Origin of the sequence: Janthinobacterium sp. 75, assembly GCF_004365495.1 — a bacterium.
In the GTDB taxonomy this organism is placed as follows: domain Bacteria; phylum Pseudomonadota; class Gammaproteobacteria; order Burkholderiales; family Burkholderiaceae_D; genus Janthinobacterium.
In genome coordinates this window covers 3,273,088-3,292,169 of the sequence record NZ_SORD01000001.1, presented here as the reverse complement: position 1 = coordinate 3,292,169, position 19,082 = coordinate 3,273,088, and the positions used below count along the sequence as shown (strand labels likewise).

Below are 19,082 nucleotides of genomic sequence, written 5' to 3'. Positions count from 1 at the left end.
CAAGAATTAATAAATAATCACTTCCGGGCCAACTGCATGCAAACTTTTACTGACTGCCACTACTCATGATGCTCATGACCGCTGTTGCCTGGATCTATGTCGTCGGCCTCATGGCGCTGACGGAACCGTCCATCGTCGCCGGGGTGATGACCTTCGTGCTGTACTGCGTCATCCCGCTGTCCATCCTATTCTATCTGACGGGCTCGCGGCGACGCAAACGCAAGGCTGAGCGCGTCGCTGCACTGAAGGCGCGCGCCCTCGCCTCAGCAGACGATAAAACAAAAACGGCAGACACATAAGTGTCTGCCGTGCAGATTACTTGCGCCAGATCAAGCTGGCCTGCCTTCCCGTGACGCCATCGCGCCGGTACGAATAAAACTGCGCCACATCGCTGACGGTGCAGTATTCCCCGCCCGCCACTTGCGCCACGCCATCACGCAGCAGCATGGTACGCGCCAGGACATAGATATCGGCCAGGTACTTGCCCGGCTTGCCGTCGATGGCAGCGAACGCGGCGCTCAACACTTGCCGCTCGGCAGCATCACGCGCGCCATCGCGAAACGCCTGCAGCACGTCCTGCCCTACCTCGAATTGCTGCGGACCGATAGCCGGCCCCAGCCAGGCGAGGATATCCGTCGCACCTTGCGCGCGCATGCTGTCCACCGTGCGCTGCAGGACGCCGTTGGCCAGGCCGCGCCAGCCAGCGTGGGCCGCGCCGACGACCAGACCATCGCTTGAGCTGAACAGCACCGGCAGGCAATCGGCTGTCATCACCACGCACACGGCGCCCGCCTGCGTGGCGATGCTGGCATCGGCATCGGGCACGCAACCGTGCAGTTTGGCTGCGTCCGCCACGGCCACGCCATGCACCTGCGACAGCCAGGCGGGTTCGGATGGCAGGATGGCCGCCAGCCGCGCGCGGTTGGCGGCCACGAGCGCGGGCTCGTCGCCCACGTGCGTGCCCAGGTTCAAGCCACCGCCGCCCTGCCCGTCCCCATATGGTTGCCGGCTGACGCCGCCCTCCCGCACGGTCGCCAGCGCGCCCACGTTGGCGGGCAGGCCGGGCCAATGGGGTATCAGGCCAGGCAACGGTGCCGTCATCAGACCTGTTCCGGCTCGGGAATGCCCGCTGTGGCGATCAGCTCGGCGAAATCATCGGCCAGCGGTACGATCCATTCGCACGCTTCCAGGGTGCCCGGATGCACCAGACCCAGGCGGCGCGCCTGCAATGCCTGGCGCGAGAAGACGGACACCAGGTGCTGCTTGCCGTACACGGAGTCACCGACCAGTGCAAACCCCAGATGCTGCATGTGCACGCGAATCTGGTGCGTACGGCCTGTTTCCAGGCGGCATTGCATCAAGCTGACGGGACGCCGGTCGAGTTCGCCGCTGCCGATCAATTCATAGTGCGTGATGGCGGGCTTGGCGGTGAAATTTTCCGAGACGGCCATCTTGACCCGGTCGCGCGGATGGCGTGCGATGGATGCGTCGATGGTGCCCGCCATTTTCGGCGTGCCCCACACCAGCGCAAAATACTCGCGCTTGACGGTGCGCGCCTGCAACTGGCGCACCAGGTCCGTTTGCGAGGCCAGGGTCTTGCCGACCACCATCAGGCCGCTGGTATCCTTGTCCAGGCGGTGCACGATACCGGCGCGTGGCACGCCAGCCAGTTGCGGACAGTGGTGCAGCAAGCCGTTGAGCAGGGTCCCCGACCAGTTGCCGGGGCCAGGATGCACGACCAGTCCGGCCGGTTTGTTGATCACGATGATATGCTCATCTTCGTGCACGATGTTCAATTCCATCGCTTCCGGCTTAAAAGCCTCGTCTTCCGGCGCGCTTTGCGGCAGAATGACGATCTTTTCGTCGCCATAGGCGGTCATGTTGCGTTTGGCAACTTTTCCATCGACGGTCACGAAACCGGCTTCCAGCCACAATTGCAAGCGGCTGCGCGAGTATTGCGGCACCAGCTTGGAGATGACTTTATCGAGGCGGTGGCCGCAGGCGTCCGGCGTCAGTTCCAATGTAATCGGGGCCATGATCTCGAAGGCGTCGTCGGCGGCAAAATCGCCGTCAAACGCATCTTCGGCGCCATGGTCAGAAAGGGAGTCAAACGCGGAGTCAGCCAAATTAGGCTTCGGAGTTAATATCACAGCATTCCCATCGGCTATAATCAGCCTATTGTAAAATCTTGGTTAAAACCTTCTTGCAAAACGTCATGCAAAAAAAATTATCGTTGGTAGTCGCTTCAGTCGTTCTGCTCGGCATGTCCGCTTGCAGCTTGTTGCCTGAAAAAGTGGATGAGACCAAAAACTGGTCCGTTACGAAATTATACTCGGAGGCGCGTGAAGAAATGGCCGGGCAGCACTATGAAGCTGCAATCGGCCTGTTCCAGAAGCTGGAGGCTAACTATCCTTTCGGCAACTATGCTCTGCAAGCGCAGATGGAGATCGCTTACGCGTATTATAAGGCGGGAGACCAGGCGCAGGCACTGGCTGCCGTCGAACGCTTCATCAAGTTGCATCCGAACCACGCCAATGTAGACTATATGTACTACTTGCGTGGCCTGATCAGCTTTAACGATCAGATCAGCTTCCTGAACTTCCTGTACGAGCAAGACCCGACCGAGCGCGACCCGAAAGCCACGCGCGAAGCGTTTGCGGCCTTCAAGCAACTGGTCGACAAGTTTCCAAATAGCAAGTACGCGCCCGATTCGCTGGCCCGCATGAACTATTTGATCGATGCAATGGCGAAATACGAAGTGCACGTGGCGCGTTATTACTACCGCCGCGGCGCCTACCTGGCCGCCGCCAACCGCGCGCAAACGACGGTCAGCGACTTTGCCGCTTCGCCCGCCATCGAAGAAGCGCTGTTCATCATGTACCGCTCGTATGACAAGCTGGGCCTGACCGACCTGCGCGACGACACTTTGCGCGTGCTGACCAAGAACTACCCGAACACGGCATTCCTCAGCCCGGAAGGGGTGAACAAGGAACGCAAGTGGTGGAAATTCTGGCAGTAAGCTGCAATAAAAAACCGGGCTAGCCCGGTTTTTTTACTTATTCAGCTACTTTACGCCGGAACACCCAGTTTTTATCGTTCGACGCTTCCGGCACATACGCATAGCCATCGACATCGAACTGTTTCAGCTGCTGGGGATCGCGGATCTGGTTGACGGCCGCATAGCGGGCCAGCATGCCGCGCGCGCGCTTGGCGTAAAACGAGATGATTTTATACTTGCCATTCTTCCAGTCCTCGAACACGGGCGCGATGACGGGCACGTCCAGCTGGCGCGGCTTGACGGATTTGAAATATTCTTCGGAAGCCAGATTGACCAGCACTTTCGCGCCCTGCTCTTTTGCCGTGCGGTTCAGGCCATTGGTGATGGTGTCGCCCCAGAACGCATACAAATCCTTGCCGCGCGCGGTCGACAGGCGCGTGCCCATTTCCAGGCGGTGCGGGTGGATCAGGTCCAGCGGGCGCAGCAAGCCGTACAGACCAGATAAAATACGCACGCGCGACTGGGCATAGTCGAGCTGGGCAGGCTGCAGGCTGCGCGCCTCGAAACCGGCATACACGTCGCCATTGAAGGCCATGATGGCCTGGCGCGCTTCCGCCAGCTTGGGCGTCCAGGAGGCGTAACGGGCCACGTTGAGAGCGGACAAGGCGTCGGAAATGCCCATCAGGCTACCCACTTCGGCGGGCGAGAACTGACGCATGCGCTCGATGAGCTGGGCGGAATGGTCGAGAAAATCGGGAGTGCTGTGCAACGAGGTTGTTGGCGGCGTCTCCAGGTCGAGACTCTTGGCGGGCGAAAGCACGATCAACATAAATTATCACTACAGAATAGAATTGCCGACATGATACCTGCTCCACAAAAACTCGTCCTCGACACCAACGTTTGCCTCGACCTCTTCGTCTTCAACGACCCCCGCTGGGCGGGCCTGCTGGCGGCCATGGAAAGCGGCGCCGTGCACGCCATCACGCGCGAAGATTGCCGCGCGGAATATCTTGTCGTATTGCATTACAAACACCTGCCGCTCGACGAAGCCAGCCGCGCGGTTGCCGCCGCCCGCTTCGACGCCCACATCACGGTGGTGGCGCCGCCCGCCTCCGGCGTGCGCCTGCCCGTCTGCACGGACAAGGATGACCAGAAATTCCTCGAACTGGCGCGCGACGCCAACGCCGACATCCTCATCACCAAGGACAAGGCCCTGCTGAAACTGGCCCGCAAGACGGCCAAGGCCGGCATGTTCAAGATCATGGTGCCGGAAGGCTGGGCCTTGCCAGGCTGAGCCATCGCGGCCTGCACGGATCGACACGCGCTGCGCTAGAATGGGACACGATTCCACTTTGCGCACCGCGACCCTACCGTTCATGAACAGCCAGTCCCTGCCCCACCTGACTCCCAGCCTGACCTCCCGCTTGCCTCTAGTGGGCACCACCGTATTTACCCGCATGTCCAGCCTGGCGGCCCAGCATGGCGCCGTCAACCTTGGCCAGGGCTTTCCCGACTTCGATTGCGACCCCGCCCTGGTCGATCTCGTCAGCAACGCCATGCGCGCCGGCCACAACCAGTATCCGATGATGACGGGCGCCGCACCCTTGCGCGAAGCGATTGCCGCGAAGATCGCCAGCCTGTACGGCCACAGCTATGATGCGGGCACGGAGATCACCGTCACGGCCGGCGCCACGCAGGCGCTCACCACGGCCATACTGTGCTGCGTGCACCCGGGCGACGAAGTCATCGTCATCGAACCGGCCTACGACAGCTACCTGCCCGCCATCGCGCTGGCCGGCGGCGTGCCAGTGCTGGTAGCCATGCAAGTGGGTGAGCAAGGCTACAGCGTGCCCTGGGACAAGCTGGCCGCGGCCGTCAGCCCCAGGACGCGCTTGATCATCATCAATACGCCCCACAACCCGACTGGCACCATACTGCGTCCTGCCGATGTGGCGGCGCTGGCCGACATCGTGCGCGGCACGCAAATATTGATCCTCTCCGACGAAGTGTACGAACACATGGTGTACGACGGCGTGCCGCACGCTTCGCTCTCACGCCATCCGGAACTGGCGGCGCGCAGCTTCATCGTCTCCAGCTTCGGCAAGACGTATCACGTGACGGGCTGGAAAGTGGGCTATGTGGCGGCACCGTTGGCCCTGACGGCGGAATTTCGCAAGGTGCACCAGTACAACGTATTTTCCGTCAACACACCGATGCAGCACGGCATTGCCGGCTACATGGCCAAGCCGCAGCCCTACCTGGACTTGCCCGCGTTTTACCAGCGCAAGCGCGATTTGTTCCGCGACGGCATGGCGGGCAGCCGCTTCACCCTGCTGCCGGCCGACGGCACGTATTTCCAGTGCGTGCGCTACGATGCCATTTCGCAAGAGACCGAAGCGCAGTTTGCCGAATGGCTGACGACCGAGATCAAGGTGGCCGCCATCCCTGTCTCCGCGTTTTACGCGCAAGGCAAGGAGTCAAGCATCGTGCGTTTCTGCTTTGCCAAGCAGGACGACACCTTGCGCCTGGCGCTGGAGCGCCTGCGCAGCATATAACTGGGTACCGCTCCGCCACGTCGGAGCAAAGGATGACAGCATGGTACAACGTCGCATCGGCCCGGCCGACCTGGTTCCCGGCGAACCCCTGCCCTGGGATCTGTATCTGGCTGACCATAGTGCCGGCCCGCAACTGCGCAAGGGGCAGATCATCACCGACGGCACGCAGTTGGGCCGTTTGCTGCAGCTGGGCCTGTATGTGGGCACGCCCGAGCAGCCGTCCGTCTTGCGCCTGGTCAACGAGGCGGCGCAGCGCCTGGAACGCCTGCTGCTGGACTTGCGCAGCGAAAGCAATGCCGAGCGCGACGTGCGCGACATCGCCCGCGACCTGCTGCGCGCACTCGAGCACGATGCCGACATCTCCCTGGCCAGCATCTTGCTCAACCAGATCGCCGGCACCTACGCCGTGCGCCACTGCATCGAAACGGCGCTGCTGGCCATGCTGGTGGGGCGCAGCATGCACAAGTCCCACGATGAACTCATACTGATCGGTGCAGCCGCGCTGACCATGAACGTGGGCATGTTGCGCCACCACGACAGCTTCCAGGACCGGCGCGGCCCCCTGAATGACGAAGAAATGCGCATCGTGCGCAAGCATCCGCAGGAAAGCACGGAACTGCTGCGCTGCGCCGGCGTCGACGACGAGGAATGGCTCAGTTGCGTGCTCTTGCACCATGAAAACGACGACGGCAGCGGCTACCCGCAAGGACGTACGGCCGATGAAATCCTGCAAAACGCCAAGCTGATCGGCCTGGCCGACCGCTATTGCGCCCGCGTCTCCGCGCGCAACTACCGCCGCTCCATCGTCCCCGACCAGGCGCTGCAGCATACCTTTCTCGACCAGGGCGTGCCCATCGACCCGTTGCTGGGAGAACAGTTTGTCAAGCTGCTGGGCAAATATCCGCCCGGCACATTGGTCCGCCTGCGCAGCGGCGAACTGGGCGTCGTCACGCAACGGGGCGCAGCACACGTGCATCCGCTGAGCGACCCGCTGGGCGCGCCGCTGGCCGCCGCGGAGCTGGCGCAACTGTCTCCCCGCGACACGGCCGACAGCCGCTTTGCCATCGTTTCGTCGCTGCATGAAGACGATGTCGGCTTGCATTTCAGCATGCGGAATGTGTGGGGCGATGAGGCGCGGCTGTAGCGCTGCTACAGGAACGCAAATTCAGAACTCTGGCGCATGTGTGGCCGTCGATTCCCGCAATCAGCCATCCAACGCCAGTGGAACACTGCTGGATCCTGCGTCTCAGTCCTGGCATGAGCGTGTGAATTGATACGTTTCCTTCCGCGCAGCAGCCCTCAGCGTATCAAACAGCGGATGTGATTTTTTCTTTCGCCATGTTCTACATCATGTTGCACATGGAAAACTTATGAGACCGCGCGGAATTCCCCGTGTACACTCGTTCAGGCACCTGCCATTCACATGGAGAGGTCAGCGATTAACCGCAGAGGTCATTCAATGAACATGCTCACTCATCTCATTTATGCAAGCACCTCTCCTCGCGAATTCGACAGGCAAGAACTCTTGATATTGCTAAAGAAGGCGCGTGCGACAAATGCCATGCTCGACATAACAGGCATGCTTCTGTACGAAAACAAAAACTTCTTTCAGGTGCTGGAAGGATCCGAGTCGGCAGTCATGCAGCTGTTCGAAGAAATCTGCGCAGACAAGCGCCATCAAGCCATCGTCCGTATCATCCAGGAGCCCATCGCCAAGCGTTCCTTTTGCGATTGGACAATGTCCTTTTCGAACGTTTCTCGTGAAGAACTTTGCAATATCGAGGGGTTGAACGACTTCTTCGAAGGGAATTCGGTATTTTTGCAATTGGACGGCGGGAGAGCGAAGAAACTCCTGGCGGCATTCCAGCGCGGACGTTGGCGGCACAAGTTGGCCCCGCATCCAACGATGGCATTGGAGCATGTTCCATGACCGCCATCTTTACACCTTGCAATTCAGAGAGCCATGCCGCATCGATTGAATTCGGACATGCTTTCCAGCCCATTATCGACGTGGCCGCTCACAGGATTGTCTCGTATGAAGCGCTCATACGTGGCGCTCACGGCGAAGCAGCATCGCAAGTGTTCAGCTCTGTGGCACCAGAGGATATGCATCGCTTCGATGCCGCCGGCCGCGTGGAGGCAATCCGGCTGGCTGCCCAGTTAGGCATCGGCTGCGATCTCAACCTGAATCTATTGCCACAAAGCCTGCTGCTTTCCTCGTCGTCAATCGACAGCATGCTCGATGCCGCCGCAGAGTGCGGGCTTCCTGTCAGGCGCCTCGTGATCGAGGTTACCGAAGGTGAAATGATACATGATCACGCACGCTTCTCTCAACTGATCAACGTGTATCGCAGGGCAGGTTTGAAGGTATCCATCGATGATTTTGGCTCCGGATATTCAAGCTTGAATTTGCTGGCGGAACTCCAGCCCGACCAGATCAAGATGGACATGGCTTTAATACGCGGCATAGAAAGCAATGGTCCCAGACAGGCCATCGTGCGGGCGATTGCCAGTGTATGTATCGATCTTGGCATTGATTTAATGGCCGAGGGCGTTGAAACACTGGATGAGTTCCAATGGCTGAGGGGTGAAGGCATACAGCTCTTTCAGGGTTATTTGTTTGCGAAACCCAGTTTCACGAGCCTTCCACCAGCGCAATTTCCAGACTGATTCCACGATTCATTGGCAACAATAAAATGCTCTTCGATCTGGCAAGCGACGCCAATCATAGCCTCAGCAACATTGAGCAACACTAGCGCCGGAGCATAAGTTCACTTGAGAGCACCAACGAAGTCTGGCGGTCAATGTCAATGCCATGACAGTCTCCACTTGCCTTCTTTAAAAGCCCCTAATACTGTCTTGGCCCTGCCCTTCGTAGTCATGACACATGCACGACGGGAGCAACGTTCACTACCTCCGTGGTCGTAAAGCACACAGTATTGGGGGCATCGGGGAATGTCCAGGCAGTGGTCATCTTGTTTGCGGGATCATCTGCTTCAGTCAGGTGGTACAAGTCCATCCCCCCATAGCTTGCGATGCTGCTTGCAGGGGGAGATGAAAGTGGTGCGCTAGGCCAGCGCTTATTTGGCGGTCGCCGCCGTCAACTGCACCAGCTTGCGCTCGACAAACGCCTGCAGCTGGGGCGACAGGGTTTGCAAGCCCTTGGCCCGTTCGTAGGCCTGGCGCGCCTGGGCCGGATGGTTGTCGGCTTGCAGGGCTATCCCCAGGCCCATCCACCAGACGCTGTTGTCGGGCGCCGCCTGCAGGGCCAACTGGTATTGCTCGGCTGCTTCGCGGTAGCGCTGTTCGCGCTGCAGCACGCCGGCCAGGAAGGCGCGGTAGTCGCCGTTATCGGAAGCATGTGGCAGGCTGCGCATCAGGGTATCGAGGGCGGCTGGGCCGTTGGCCTTGTCCAGCTGCAAACGGGCCAGCATCATCGCCTGCGCCGGCTGTTTCGGGTCCAATGCCAAACTCAGCTGCAATTGGCGGGCTGCGTCATCGGGGCGCTGCGCTTCGAGCAGCAGGCGCACCAGGGTTTCGCGTGCACCCTGGTGGCGCGGGTCCAGCTGCAGGGTCTGCTGCAAGGCCAGCATGGCGTCGGAGACGCGGCCATCCTGCAACTGGGCCAGCGCGCGCCGGTATTCATTTTCCACGCGCTGCTGGGGCGTAACTTGTTTTCCGTCCAGGATACGCTCGCTGGCGGCGGGCACTGCCGTCTTCACCACGGGCACAGGGACTGGGACAGGCCTGGCAGGTTTTCCCGTGATGCGGCGCAACTCCGCAGCACGCACCTCGGCGGACGCGGGGACGGCCTCCTCGGCAAGGAACACGGGCTCGGGTTTTGCTGCCACGACGGGCGCCGGCGGGGCGGCCACCACCGGTGTGGGCGCTGCGGCGACGGGCACAGGTACGGGCACAGGTACGGGCACCGGCGCAGGCGCCGGGGCCAAGGCCGGGATGTTGGCCACGCTGACCAGCACGGGCGGCACGGGCGGGCGTTTCAGGTAGACCCAGCCCAGGGCGATGGCGGCGGCCGTCAGGCCGGCCGCACCGCCGAAGACCAGCGCGCGAGAGACACCCCGCTCGCGTTCGGGCACGGAGCGGATGCCGGCCGCGTCGCCGCGTCCATCGGGGGTGCCGCGTGCATCGAGGTCTTGCAACATCTTGTTAATCAGGCTCATCTACAGGCTCATCTTCGTCATCGGTTCAATAAGGTCCAGCTCACGCCGCAAGCGGCGGCCAGCACACCGGCGCCGGCCAGCCACGGCCAAGGCTTCTGCCAAAAGCGGGCCTTGCTGGCCAGGGTATCGCTGGCGGCCAGCGCCACGTGGCGGCCGCTGACTTGCTGGCGGCCTTCGCCGTACGCCACCATCAGCGCCTTGTGCGCCATGATGTTGATCAGGCGCGGGATGCCTCCGGACGCCTTGTACAGCTTGCTCACGCCGCCACGGCTGAACAGGCGCGCGCCATCGAAACCGGCCACGCGCAGGCGGTGCGCCACATAAAAATCCACGTCGTCGCGGCACAAAGGCCCCAGGTGATAGTGAAAGGTGATGCGCTGCGCCAGCTGGCGGATTTCCGGCAGGGCCAGCTTGACGTCCAGCTCGGGCTGGCCGAACAGCACGATTTGCAGCAGCTTGCGCTTTTCCGTTTCCAGGTTCGTCAGCAGGCGCAAGGCCTCCAGGCTGTCGACGGGAATCGCCTGCGCTTCATCCAGGCACAGCAGCACGCGCTTGCCCTGCGCCGCCAGGTTGAGCAAGCGCAGGTTGAGCGACTTGAGGAGCTGATGCTGGTCAGCATCTTTCTCCAGCAGCACATCGAGGTCGTCGGCCAGCGCCAGGATCAGCGAACGGGGCGGCAAGTTCGGATTCGGGATGTAGGCCGTGACGAAATCCGGGCCCAGGGATTGCATGAACTTGCGGCACAGAAAAGTCTTGCCGGTACCCACTTCGCCAGTGATCTTGATGAAGCCCTCGCCATTGCGCGCCGCCACCAGCAAGGTGTTGAGCGCCTTTTGCGATTGCGGGCCGTTGAAGAAGAAACTGGTATCGGGCGTGAGGCCGAACGGCGCCTCACGCAAGCCGAAATGGGCCTGGTACATTTAGCGCCGCTCCGAAGGACGGCGCGGGTCGAGCGCCTCGATGCGCCGGCCCGAATCGAGCAAATCCTCGTTCCAGCTGTTGGCGCCCTCGACGATGGTGGGCTTGATCAGCACCACCAGTTCGCGCTTCTGGATCACTTGCCCCGTATTGCGGAACAAGGCACCCAGCACGGGAATATCGCCCGCGCCCGGCACTTGCGAGCGGTCCGAGGTGGTGGCTTGGCGCATCAGCCCGCCGATGGCGACGATACGTCCATCCTGGCTGCGCACCATGCTGTCCATCTCCGAGGTGCTGGAAGCGGCCAGTGGCAATTTCAGCGAACCGGCACTGCCCAGGTCGATTTGCTTGTTGACGGTCGTCACCTGGCTGACGGACGGATGCACGTGCAGGATGATGTTGCCCTGTTCGTCGATCTGCGGCGTCACGTCCAGCACCACACCGGAAAAGAATGGCTGCAAGGTGACGTTCGGGCTGGAGGTGGTGCCGCCCGTGGTGCCGGTCGACGTCACGGTGGTGCTCACGCCGGTGACGAAGAATTCGTCCGTGCCTATCTTCAGCACGGCCTTCTGGTTGTTCATGGTGGCGATGCGCGGACTCGACAGCACATGCACGGCGCCCTGCGACTCCAGGAAGGTAATCATGGCGGCAAAGTTGGCAGTCTGGAAGGCCAGGCCGAACATCGAACCGGCCGCTGTGGCCGCCGAGCTCAAGCCAAAACCGCTGCTGGCCGTCAGGCCGTTGCCATTCGTCATGTTCGGCGGCTGGCCGCCGTTGAACGGCAGCGGCGCCAGGGTGCCGCCCGGCTGGATGAAGCCCGTCGAAATGCGATTCGTGTGGCCGCTCTTGATGGAGGCAAACGAAGCCCAGTTGATGCCGGTCTGGAAATTATCGTTCAGTTCCACTTCGAGAATCTTGGCTTCCAGGATCACCTGGCGGTCCACCGACAGCTGCGTCGCCTTCAGGTACAGGTCGACGGCGCGCAATTCCTCTGGCATGCCGCGCACGACGACGACGCCTGACTGCGGGCTGATCACCACCTTGCGGCCGTCGGCAGTGCCGCCGATGATGGCGCCCAGCGACTCTTTCAGTTCGGCCCAAAAATTGCTGTCGGACGTGGTGCTCAGGTTGGAACTGTCCTGCACTACTTGCTCGCCCGGCTGGCCAGGCTGCTGCTGCTGGTTCTGCTGCGACTGCTGGCCGTTGTTGCCCCCGCTCTGGCCGCTGTTGCTGATGCCGGCATTCGACACCGACGTCGAGGACACGCGCAAATTCGACGTGCCCTTGCGGTTGCCCGTCAGGTAATTGACCTGGAACATGCGGGTTTGCATGGTGAGGGGCCGTATCGAAATGCGCGTGCCATCGACCTTGTAATCATAGCCATACATCTCGCGCATGGCGTCAAGCGCCTCGAACAGGGTCACATCTTTCAGGTTGGCGGAAATGCTGCCCTGCACATCCGGATGCACGAGCATGTTGTAGCGCGTGCCGTTGACGAGCGAGTGAAAGAACTGGCGTGCCGGAACGTTGTTGAACGCGACATTGAAACGCTCGTCCAGCACGCCGCGCGCCTTCGGCAACTGCGCGGCCAGCGCGGACGCCGGCGGCAACAGTGCGTTTTCCACCGCCGCCGATTGCGCCGCCGGGGTGGTGGTGGCCACTGCGCCTGCCACCTGCTCCTTGATTGCATTGTAGGTGTCGCGCTTCACAGGCGCGACGTTGCAGGCACACAAACCCGCTGCAAGTCCCAGGACGCTTGCCCGCTTGCTTATTTCAAATATCTTACGCATTCCCGCCTTGTGTTTATTGGGTGACATGAACCTGTTTCCTTCGTACATGCATTGCATCATTCGCATCGACCGTCTTCGGGTACAGCCGCAGCGTTTCCAGGGTCTTGCCGCGCCGCAGCGCCACGCTCGCCTCGTCTATGCTGACGACGACTGCGCCGCCCACCTTGTCGCCCGCGCGCACGCTGCGGCCATCGATCACGGCCAGGCGCCGTCCGCCAGGCTGATGGGAGATCAACACCGATTGCAGCTGCGGCCGCGCCGCGCGGGCGGACACGGCACTGCCCTCGACAGGCGCCGCATCGGGCGGTCTGGTCGGATCGACCAGACCCTGTCCAAAGGCCCATGGCGCCAAGGCCAGCAGCACAGTACCAACAGCGGCGTAGCGCCTGGCGCGCATCACAGCGCGATCCATTTCTCGTCCAGGCTGAGCGTGTACAGGGTCAGGCTCAGCGTGGCATTCGGGTACTGCTCGACTTGCATATTGACCTTGCCCCAGAACACATGGGCCGGCATGGCCTCCACGGCATCCATATAATTCACCATATCCAGATAATTCCCACGCAATACGATTTCCACACCATGACGGTATAGCAAGGCCGGCGCCTTCGCCGGTTCGGCATCCGCTGGCGACTGCCCGGCAGGCGCGGCCGCAGGTGCGGACGGCGCCGCCTTGGTGGCGACATGGCCGCCCTGCCCCATGGCGCCGGATGGCAATGTGGCCAGCGACACCAGGCGCAAGTTGGCCTGCTGTTTCAGCAATTGCTGCAGCATCGGCACGATGCGCTCGGGCGCCACCAGACCGTTTTGCGTCGCTTGCAGGGATTGCCGCATCTGCTGGACTTCCTGCCTGATCCGTTCGAGCCGGATGCGGTCCTGCTGGTTGGGGTCGCCCGCATGCGCTGCCATCCTTTGCGCCATCTCGACATCGATGGCCGCGACGGCCTGCTGGCGCTGGGCAATCGTGTCGGCCAGCGCCTTGCGCCTGGTCAACAGCGGATCGACGAACAGATAAACAACCATGAAAATCAGCAGCGCGGCACTGGCGCCAAAGACCATGATCCGTTCCCGCACGCTGAGCGCATCAAATTTCAGGGCAAATTGTTGCCATTGCTGTTTCATTGCTTGACCGCCCCTGCATCGCTGGCGGGTGCCGCCGACGATTGCAAACTGAATTCGATAAAGCGCGGCGCCGGTGCCGCCACGGCAGCGGCCGGCGCTGCGCCTGGCAATGCTGGCGCTGAGACGGCGGCCTGGGCAGGAAGCTGAGCGGTGGCCATGTCCAGGCGCGCGAACGATTTGCCTTGCAACGCCGATTCCCTGGACAGGGCGCTGATGTACTGGGGCAGCAAGTCCGGCTGCACGACGCGCCCCCGCAAGCCAATTTCCTTGCCGGCGCCGGCGATGCTCGCCCCCGTCAGCCACAAGCCATTGACTCTGGCGCGCGCGAAGGCGCGGAAATAATCGGCATAGCCCTGTGTATTGCCCAGTTCGCCACCCTGCAGAATTTGCCCGGCTTCCAGCAAGGCGCCGCGGTCAGCCTCTGCCTGGCCCAGCGCGCCCGCGATCAGCGGGTCCTTGCCGGGCACGGGAAACCGCGCGAACACATCCGCCCGCCGCGCCTCGCGTGCATCGAGCACGACCTTGGCGTCGGCCGCCGTCCGCTCCAGTGCGGCCACCTGGCGCGCGCCGAACCAGACCACTGCCACACTGGCGGCAAGGACCAGACCCAGGCCACGCAGCAAGCCCACCGCCGACAGCGCCTGCTTCTGTTTTTCAAACGCGGGGTTGAACAGATTGATTTGCTGGCTCACGCTGGCATCTCCTCCTGCCGCAGGGCCGCACCCAGGGCCAGGAAAAAGCGCGCCTGGCCGGCAGCGGCCAACAGGTCCGGCACCTTGGAAAAATCAAACAATGCCGTCAGATCCAGCGCCTCGACCGGCATGTACAAATTGTCCGCCAGGTAAGCATGCAGGCCGTCGCTGCCGGTCGGCGCCAGAACCAGCCTGGCAACGGAAATAAAATGGAATTGACGGTCGAAATGGTCAAAGGAACGCTGCAGTTCCAGCGTGATCCTGTCGTAATACTGCTGCCGCTGGGTGTCGCTGGTATCGGCCAGCTGCGCCACGGTCACGTCGATGCGGCGCGCCAGATACAGTTCCCCATCGAACGTCACGGTCAACAGCCCCCCTTCGCCATCGAAAGACAGCATGGCCAGGCCGCGTCCCGGCGTTTCCATCAAGCCTGCGATATTTCGCTGGGCCATTTCCGGGATATCGATGACCGACAGGGCGATCTTGCTTTCGCCATACAGCGCCTGGCGCTGGGCCACGGCAGTGTTGCGCGCCGCGACGGCGAACAGCGATTGCGCGCGTCCCGGCCCGTTCTTGTCGGCAGGAATATCGATGACGTCGACGGTGGCGTCCGCCGCAGGAAAGTCGATCATGTCCTTCAGGCGCCAGCGGACGGCGGTCTTGAGCTCGTCCGGCGGCACGTTCGGCGCGTCGAGCGTCAGTATCTGATACTCGCCCGCGCCGAGCAAAGTGGTGTTTCGATAAGACTGGGCATGCACATCCCGGTTCATTTTTTCCAGGGTCGCCGCCGCCAGCGGCTTGCGTCCGGGATACATGACCGCCGCCTGCACCAGCGGCTTGTCATCCGCGCGCCGCTTGACCACGGCAGCGCACACGCCTTCCGCTGACAATGATGTCGCCAGCCAACCCTCGTATTTTTTTGCTTTTGCGAATAAACCCATGCCACCGATCCAGATAATGAAATGCTACGACAGCGGTGCCGTCCGAATGATGCATTCAATCAATTTTAATTCATAGCAGGTATGAACAGGTTAAAAAAGAAAACATTGGCAACACATTTACAGGAAAACATCACGAATGTCACGACGCGCCGAAAAATCGCATGCCCTTCAATACATTTCGCGCATGTACAGCATGAACTCGCTCTTGAACGTGCCGATAGTTTGGCGCGCCTGTCCCGGCAGGTACGGTATCAGCGACTGTAGCGTAAGCGTGCCTTTTTTCGTCACGGGTGCGGCGGGCTTTGCCATCAGCACGCTGCCGGCGCCCTGCTGCAGCAAACCACTGTCGAGCGGCAAGGTGGTCGCGGCAGGCAACTGCGCATCCGTCAGGTTGAGATAATCCTTCAAGATGAAATTCTTGCGCAGCAGGGCCGTGCAATTGTCCAGCGTATTGGCGGCATATGCGCTGCCGTTCCAGTATTGCGCGACCAAGGGCACCAGCAGCGCGCGCTTTTCCGAGCCATACATACTGTTGATGCGCAAGCGGCCATGACGCAGGCGGGTATCGCCAATGGCAACGCTGGCGGCGGGCGCGACCGCCAAGCCATTCACGCTGGAAATGAGCGCGCCGTCGCTGTCGCTGATACCCACCACCAGCGAAAAATCGTCGTACGGGCCATCCTGGCCGCTGGCCACTCGGTCAAAGCTGTGCAGTACCGTGATGCCGGTCGTGCCGCTGGGAATCGCCTGCTGCAGACCAGGTGCGGCGAGCGTAATGCTACCCGCGCCGGCAGTGCCTGCCTGCACCGTGTAGATGGCGCCGTCGCCGCCAAACTTGATCAGTTCGCCCGCCGACAGGCCGCCGCTGCCTGCCACCACCACTTGCGTGCTGCCGGCGGCATAAGCAGCACCATCGGTCGTGTAGGAACGCCCGCTGCGCCCCTGGTTCCACGCAAAGGCGGGCAAGGCTGGCGCCAGGCGGCCGATGGACAGTGCCGCGCCGGCATTGCCCGCGCCCACGCTGACGCTGGCGATTCCGGGATAGGCGCTGCCATAGCGGGCCAGAATCTGGTTGCTCTTGCTTAATGCCGTCGCACCCAGCACGACGCCCAGTTCGCGCTGCCCCATGTAGGTGAAGTCGCCGCAGGCCGCCGTCAGTGCGCCCGTGAGCGCGTAGTGGTCAGGGAAAAAGCGGCCGAAGACGGGCGCCGGGGTTTGCGCCTGGTTGGCGATATTGCAGCCAAACTTGCCATTCACGGCCGTATTGCTGCTGCTGCCAATGACGCAATCGGCAGGCTGGTCGACGCTGGTGTAGGCATTGTCGAGCACGGCCTCGGGCAGCATGCGGAAGGTGCCGACATCGCCATAGGTCACGCCGCTGTTGCTGGCCAGGCCGCTGGCCAGCACGGCCTGCCCCAGCGGAAACGGGCTGGCATTGGATGTCGACGCGAGGCGGTTGGAGTAGTCGGTGACACTGAGGAAACCGGTGATTTTCTGGCCTGCCGCGGTATTGTCGACCAGCGGCGTGCCGTTATAGCCGGCGACAGCCGCTGCGCTCAAGGTAAACTGGGCGCCCGCCGCCAGGCTGGGCGTGCCGCTCAGGCCGCTGTTGCTCATGTTGGAACTGAGCGTGAACTGCTGTGGCCGCACCGCGAAATTGTCGGTTGAACATCCCACATTGGCCGTGCCGCACACGGCCGCGGTGCAAGTCACGCGCACACGCACATCGCGGTAAGCGCTGTACTTGGGCGCCACGGCGCTGATGGCGCTGGCCGGGATGATCACATTGGCACTCGAATAGCCGCCCGTGAATGCCACCAGGCCCAGCGGAATGACCGCCGTCTGGGTCAGCGGGCAGTTATTCGCCCCCAGCGCGACGCCGGTGGCGGTATTGACCAGCAAATCCACCGTGGCCGCGCCGGCGAAATTCGTTTCCAGGCTGGCATCGGTTTTCAGTTTCACCAGGTCGAGCTTGAAGGCCGTGTCGGCCAGCTTGGTATTGAGGCGCGCATAGCTGATACTGCTGGTGCTGGGCACGCAACGGGGCGAGGTCGCCTCGCAGGCGTTGAAGCGCGCCACCGCGCACGCCTTGATCACCAGCGACTGGTCTTCCTGCTCCGTGAACTGCCCATCCGTCACATTGACGCTAACGGTGGCTGCCGTGCCGCTGCTCAGGCCAAACACGGCCTGGTACTCGCCGTTGAACAGATAGGTCGCCACGCCGTCGTTCAGCGCGCCATTGGAAAGCACGCCATAGCCCGAGATCAGGGCCCAGTCGCCGATGCCGTTCGAGGTACTCAGCTGGATTTGCGTGGTGTTGTTGGGCATCACAATATTGTTGTGATTGACGTCATGCGCCGTGACCGTGAGCGTGCTTTGCTGGCAGGTCAGGCCGGTACCCGTATTCGTCACCGCGTAATGGTTCAGGCAGCCCGCCTGGCTCAGGTTCTGGTCGCGCTGCACCAGCGCCAGGCCGCCTTCATAGTTATAGGCACGCAATTCGTCGATCGCGCCATCGGTGGAATTGCCGCTGCCGTTCTGCCCCGTAAATGCGCTGCGGTTGTCGCCGACAAACAGGGACCCGATGCGCGGCGACACTACCGCCGCCGTGGTAAACGCCGACTCCTTTTGCAGCACGCCATCGACATAGATACGCAAGTGGTCGCTATTGGACGCCGCCAGCGCATTGAAGCTCCAGCTCACGGCGATATGCTTCCAGGTGCCGGCGGGCACGCTATTGGCAGCCGTTTCCACTATGCGCTGGTTGCCCAGGCTGTCCGTGACGACGAAGCGCAAGGCGCCCGTGCTGCGCCGCACGAGAAAAAACCATTCGTTGTTCAGCTGGGTGGCGTCGAGCAGTTGCGCATCGCGCGCGCCGCTGCCCGACCAGGCCGTGTTGGCCTTGTACCAGAACGTGATGGTGCCGGCACCGCCCATACTGCCGGGCACGGAAAGGCCGCTGTCGACCGCATCGATGGCGGAGGTGCTGGTGTTGAGGGGGAAACTGGCGGCACGGCAGACGCGACCGGCAGCTATCGTCTGCGCGCCACCCAGCACCGTGCCATCACGACCGTTGCCGCTGGTATCGCTGACTTGCGCCGGCGTATTGTTCCAGCTGGGCTGCTCCATGCGGTACTCGAGCACCGGACGGGGAATGTAGAACTTGATCGCCGAGTTCGTCACCGGAAACCCTGTTTGCGGTGTGTCGTAATCGTTGCTGTCCGCCTGCCAGCCTATCTGCCCCAGCTTGGCGGACGGCCCCGCCACGGCGGCGCCATACTGGTAAACGAATTCACCGTTTTCCTGCAAGATCAATTGCAGCGTGTAGGAACCCGTGGGATTGGCGCCCGTGGTCCATTCCGGCACATTATTCCAGGTCACAACGAAGCTGCGGTATGGCGCCGTGCCGATGGTGGCGTAACTGACATAGCAGGTGGTGCGGCTGGCGCAGGCGGTATTGTAGGTGGGCAGTTCCAGTTTCGAGGTGGGATCGAGATCGTTGCCATAGATGCGCATGGTGTAATTCAAGCTGCTGTCCGGATACGGCAGCGTCTGGACCGGGCTGCCATAGCCGCAGGTGACATTGTTATTGAATTGCACCCGGCCATTCGTCATCACGCGCAAGGTGGTGAAGGCCACGCCCGAATACATGAAGCTGAAACCGATAGGCAAGGCATCACTGAGCGTATCGTCGAGAATGGGCGGCGAGGTACCGCAGCCGGCAGAGCCGTTAAATCGGTAGGGCGTGGTGTTATAGCCGAGCTTGGCATGATTGCTGGCGTCGATCCAGCTGTAGGCAAAACTGGTGTTGGCGTAGGTTGCCGCCTGGGCTGGCGCGCAAGCAAGCAGCGCCACGACGGCTATCCATAAGGCGATGATTGCCTGCAT

Annotated in this window: 18 protein-coding genes; 7 read left to right on the top strand and 11 right to left on the bottom strand. The window is 61.9% G+C overall.

Annotated features, from left to right (window positions below; genetic code table 11):
- Positions 1–65: 65 nt before the first annotated feature.
- Entirely contained in the window at positions 66–299 is a 234-nt protein-coding gene (locus tag C8C89_RS15100; RefSeq protein ID WP_243858031.1) for a hypothetical protein, read from the top strand.
- Positions 300–315: 16 nt separating this feature from the next.
- Here C8C89_RS15100 and pgeF read toward each other — a convergent pair whose 3' ends face one another.
- Together pgeF and C8C89_RS15090 are read right to left on the bottom strand one after the other, a co-directional pair.
- On the bottom strand, positions 316–1,101 hold the full coding sequence (gene pgeF, locus C8C89_RS15095; protein ID WP_133990726.1) for a peptidoglycan editing factor PgeF: 786 nt from the start codon (positions 1,099–1,101) through the stop codon (positions 316–318).
- Entirely contained in the window at positions 1,101–2,126 is a 1,026-nt protein-coding gene (locus tag C8C89_RS15090) for an RluA family pseudouridine synthase (protein ID WP_101481730.1), read from the bottom strand. The genes pgeF and C8C89_RS15090 overlap by 1 nt, the downstream gene beginning before the upstream one ends.
- Before the next feature lie 89 nt (positions 2,127–2,215).
- On the opposite strand from C8C89_RS15090, the gene C8C89_RS15085 reads away from it, so the two are divergent.
- Complete coding sequence (locus C8C89_RS15085) at positions 2,216–3,019, top strand: outer membrane protein assembly factor BamD (RefSeq protein ID WP_071076763.1); 804 nt, start codon at positions 2,216–2,218, stop codon at positions 3,017–3,019.
- Between the two features lie 37 nt (positions 3,020–3,056).
- Here the strand turns inward: C8C89_RS15085 and yaaA are convergent, their stop codons facing one another.
- On the bottom strand, positions 3,057–3,827 hold the full coding sequence (gene yaaA, locus C8C89_RS15080; protein WP_133990725.1) for a peroxide stress protein YaaA: 771 nt from the start codon (positions 3,825–3,827) through the stop codon (positions 3,057–3,059).
- Positions 3,828–3,857: 30 nt separating this feature from the next.
- On the opposite strand from yaaA, the gene C8C89_RS15075 reads away from it, so the two are divergent.
- From C8C89_RS15075 to C8C89_RS15055, 5 genes are all read left to right on the top strand, one after another.
- Positions 3,858–4,292 carry a putative toxin-antitoxin system toxin component, PIN family gene (locus tag C8C89_RS15075; RefSeq protein WP_133990723.1) on the top strand — a complete coding sequence of 145 codons (435 nt, stop codon included), beginning with the start codon at positions 3,858–3,860 and terminating at the stop codon, positions 4,290–4,292.
- A gap of 82 nt (positions 4,293–4,374) precedes the next feature.
- Positions 4,375–5,553 (top strand): pyridoxal phosphate-dependent aminotransferase, encoded by a 1,179-nt coding sequence (locus tag C8C89_RS15070; RefSeq protein ID WP_133993413.1) that lies wholly within the window; start codon positions 4,375–4,377, stop codon positions 5,551–5,553.
- 40 nt (positions 5,554–5,593) lie between these two features.
- Positions 5,594–6,697, top strand: coding sequence for an HD domain-containing phosphohydrolase (locus C8C89_RS15065; protein ID WP_133990721.1), 1,104 nt, complete (start codon positions 5,594–5,596; stop codon positions 6,695–6,697).
- A gap of 315 nt (positions 6,698–7,012) precedes the next feature.
- A complete protein-coding gene (locus C8C89_RS15060; RefSeq protein ID WP_133990719.1) occupies positions 7,013–7,483 on the top strand; it encodes a BLUF domain-containing protein in 471 nt (156 codons plus the stop codon).
- On the top strand, positions 7,480–8,223 hold the full coding sequence (locus C8C89_RS15055; protein ID WP_133990717.1) for an EAL domain-containing protein: 744 nt from the start codon (positions 7,480–7,482) through the stop codon (positions 8,221–8,223). The genes C8C89_RS15060 and C8C89_RS15055 overlap by 4 nt, the downstream gene beginning before the upstream one ends.
- Positions 8,224–8,633: 410 nt before the next feature.
- Here the strand turns inward: C8C89_RS15055 and C8C89_RS15050 are convergent, their stop codons facing one another.
- The 8 genes from C8C89_RS15050 to C8C89_RS15015 all read right to left on the bottom strand — a co-directional run bounded on the left by C8C89_RS15050 (position 8,634) and on the right by C8C89_RS15015 (position 19,082).
- A complete protein-coding gene (locus C8C89_RS15050) occupies positions 8,634–9,734 on the bottom strand; it encodes a tetratricopeptide repeat protein (protein ID WP_133990715.1) in 1,101 nt (366 codons plus the stop codon).
- Between the two features lie 17 nt (positions 9,735–9,751).
- A complete protein-coding gene (locus C8C89_RS15045; RefSeq protein WP_101481735.1) occupies positions 9,752–10,654 on the bottom strand; it encodes an AAA family ATPase in 903 nt (300 codons plus the stop codon).
- Positions 10,655–12,442, bottom strand: a complete 1,788-nt coding sequence (gene mshL / locus C8C89_RS15040; protein ID WP_133993411.1) for a pilus (MSHA type) biogenesis protein MshL — start codon at positions 12,440–12,442, stop codon at positions 10,655–10,657.
- Positions 12,443–12,455: 13 nt separating this feature from the next.
- Positions 12,456–12,854 (bottom strand): MSHA biogenesis protein MshK, encoded by a 399-nt coding sequence (locus C8C89_RS15035; RefSeq protein ID WP_243858030.1) that lies wholly within the window; start codon positions 12,852–12,854, stop codon positions 12,456–12,458.
- Entirely contained in the window at positions 12,839–13,561 is a 723-nt protein-coding gene (locus C8C89_RS15030; protein WP_133990713.1) for a type II secretion system protein M, read from the bottom strand. Before C8C89_RS15030 ends, C8C89_RS15035 begins: the two co-directional genes overlap by 16 nt.
- Positions 13,558–14,253: an MSHA biogenesis protein MshA gene (locus C8C89_RS15025; protein WP_133990711.1), complete on the bottom strand. Its 696-nt coding sequence runs from the start codon at positions 14,251–14,253 to the stop codon at positions 13,558–13,560. The genes C8C89_RS15030 and C8C89_RS15025 overlap by 4 nt, the downstream gene beginning before the upstream one ends.
- Positions 14,250–15,194 carry an agglutinin biogenesis protein MshI gene (locus C8C89_RS15020; RefSeq protein ID WP_133990709.1) on the bottom strand — a complete coding sequence of 315 codons (945 nt, stop codon included), beginning with the start codon at positions 15,192–15,194 and terminating at the stop codon, positions 14,250–14,252. Before C8C89_RS15020 ends, C8C89_RS15025 begins: the two co-directional genes overlap by 4 nt.
- A 168-nt stretch (positions 15,195–15,362) precedes the next feature.
- Positions 15,363–19,082 carry a LamG domain-containing protein gene (locus tag C8C89_RS15015; protein WP_133990707.1) on the bottom strand — a complete coding sequence of 1,240 codons (3,720 nt, stop codon included), beginning with the start codon at positions 19,080–19,082 and terminating at the stop codon, positions 15,363–15,365.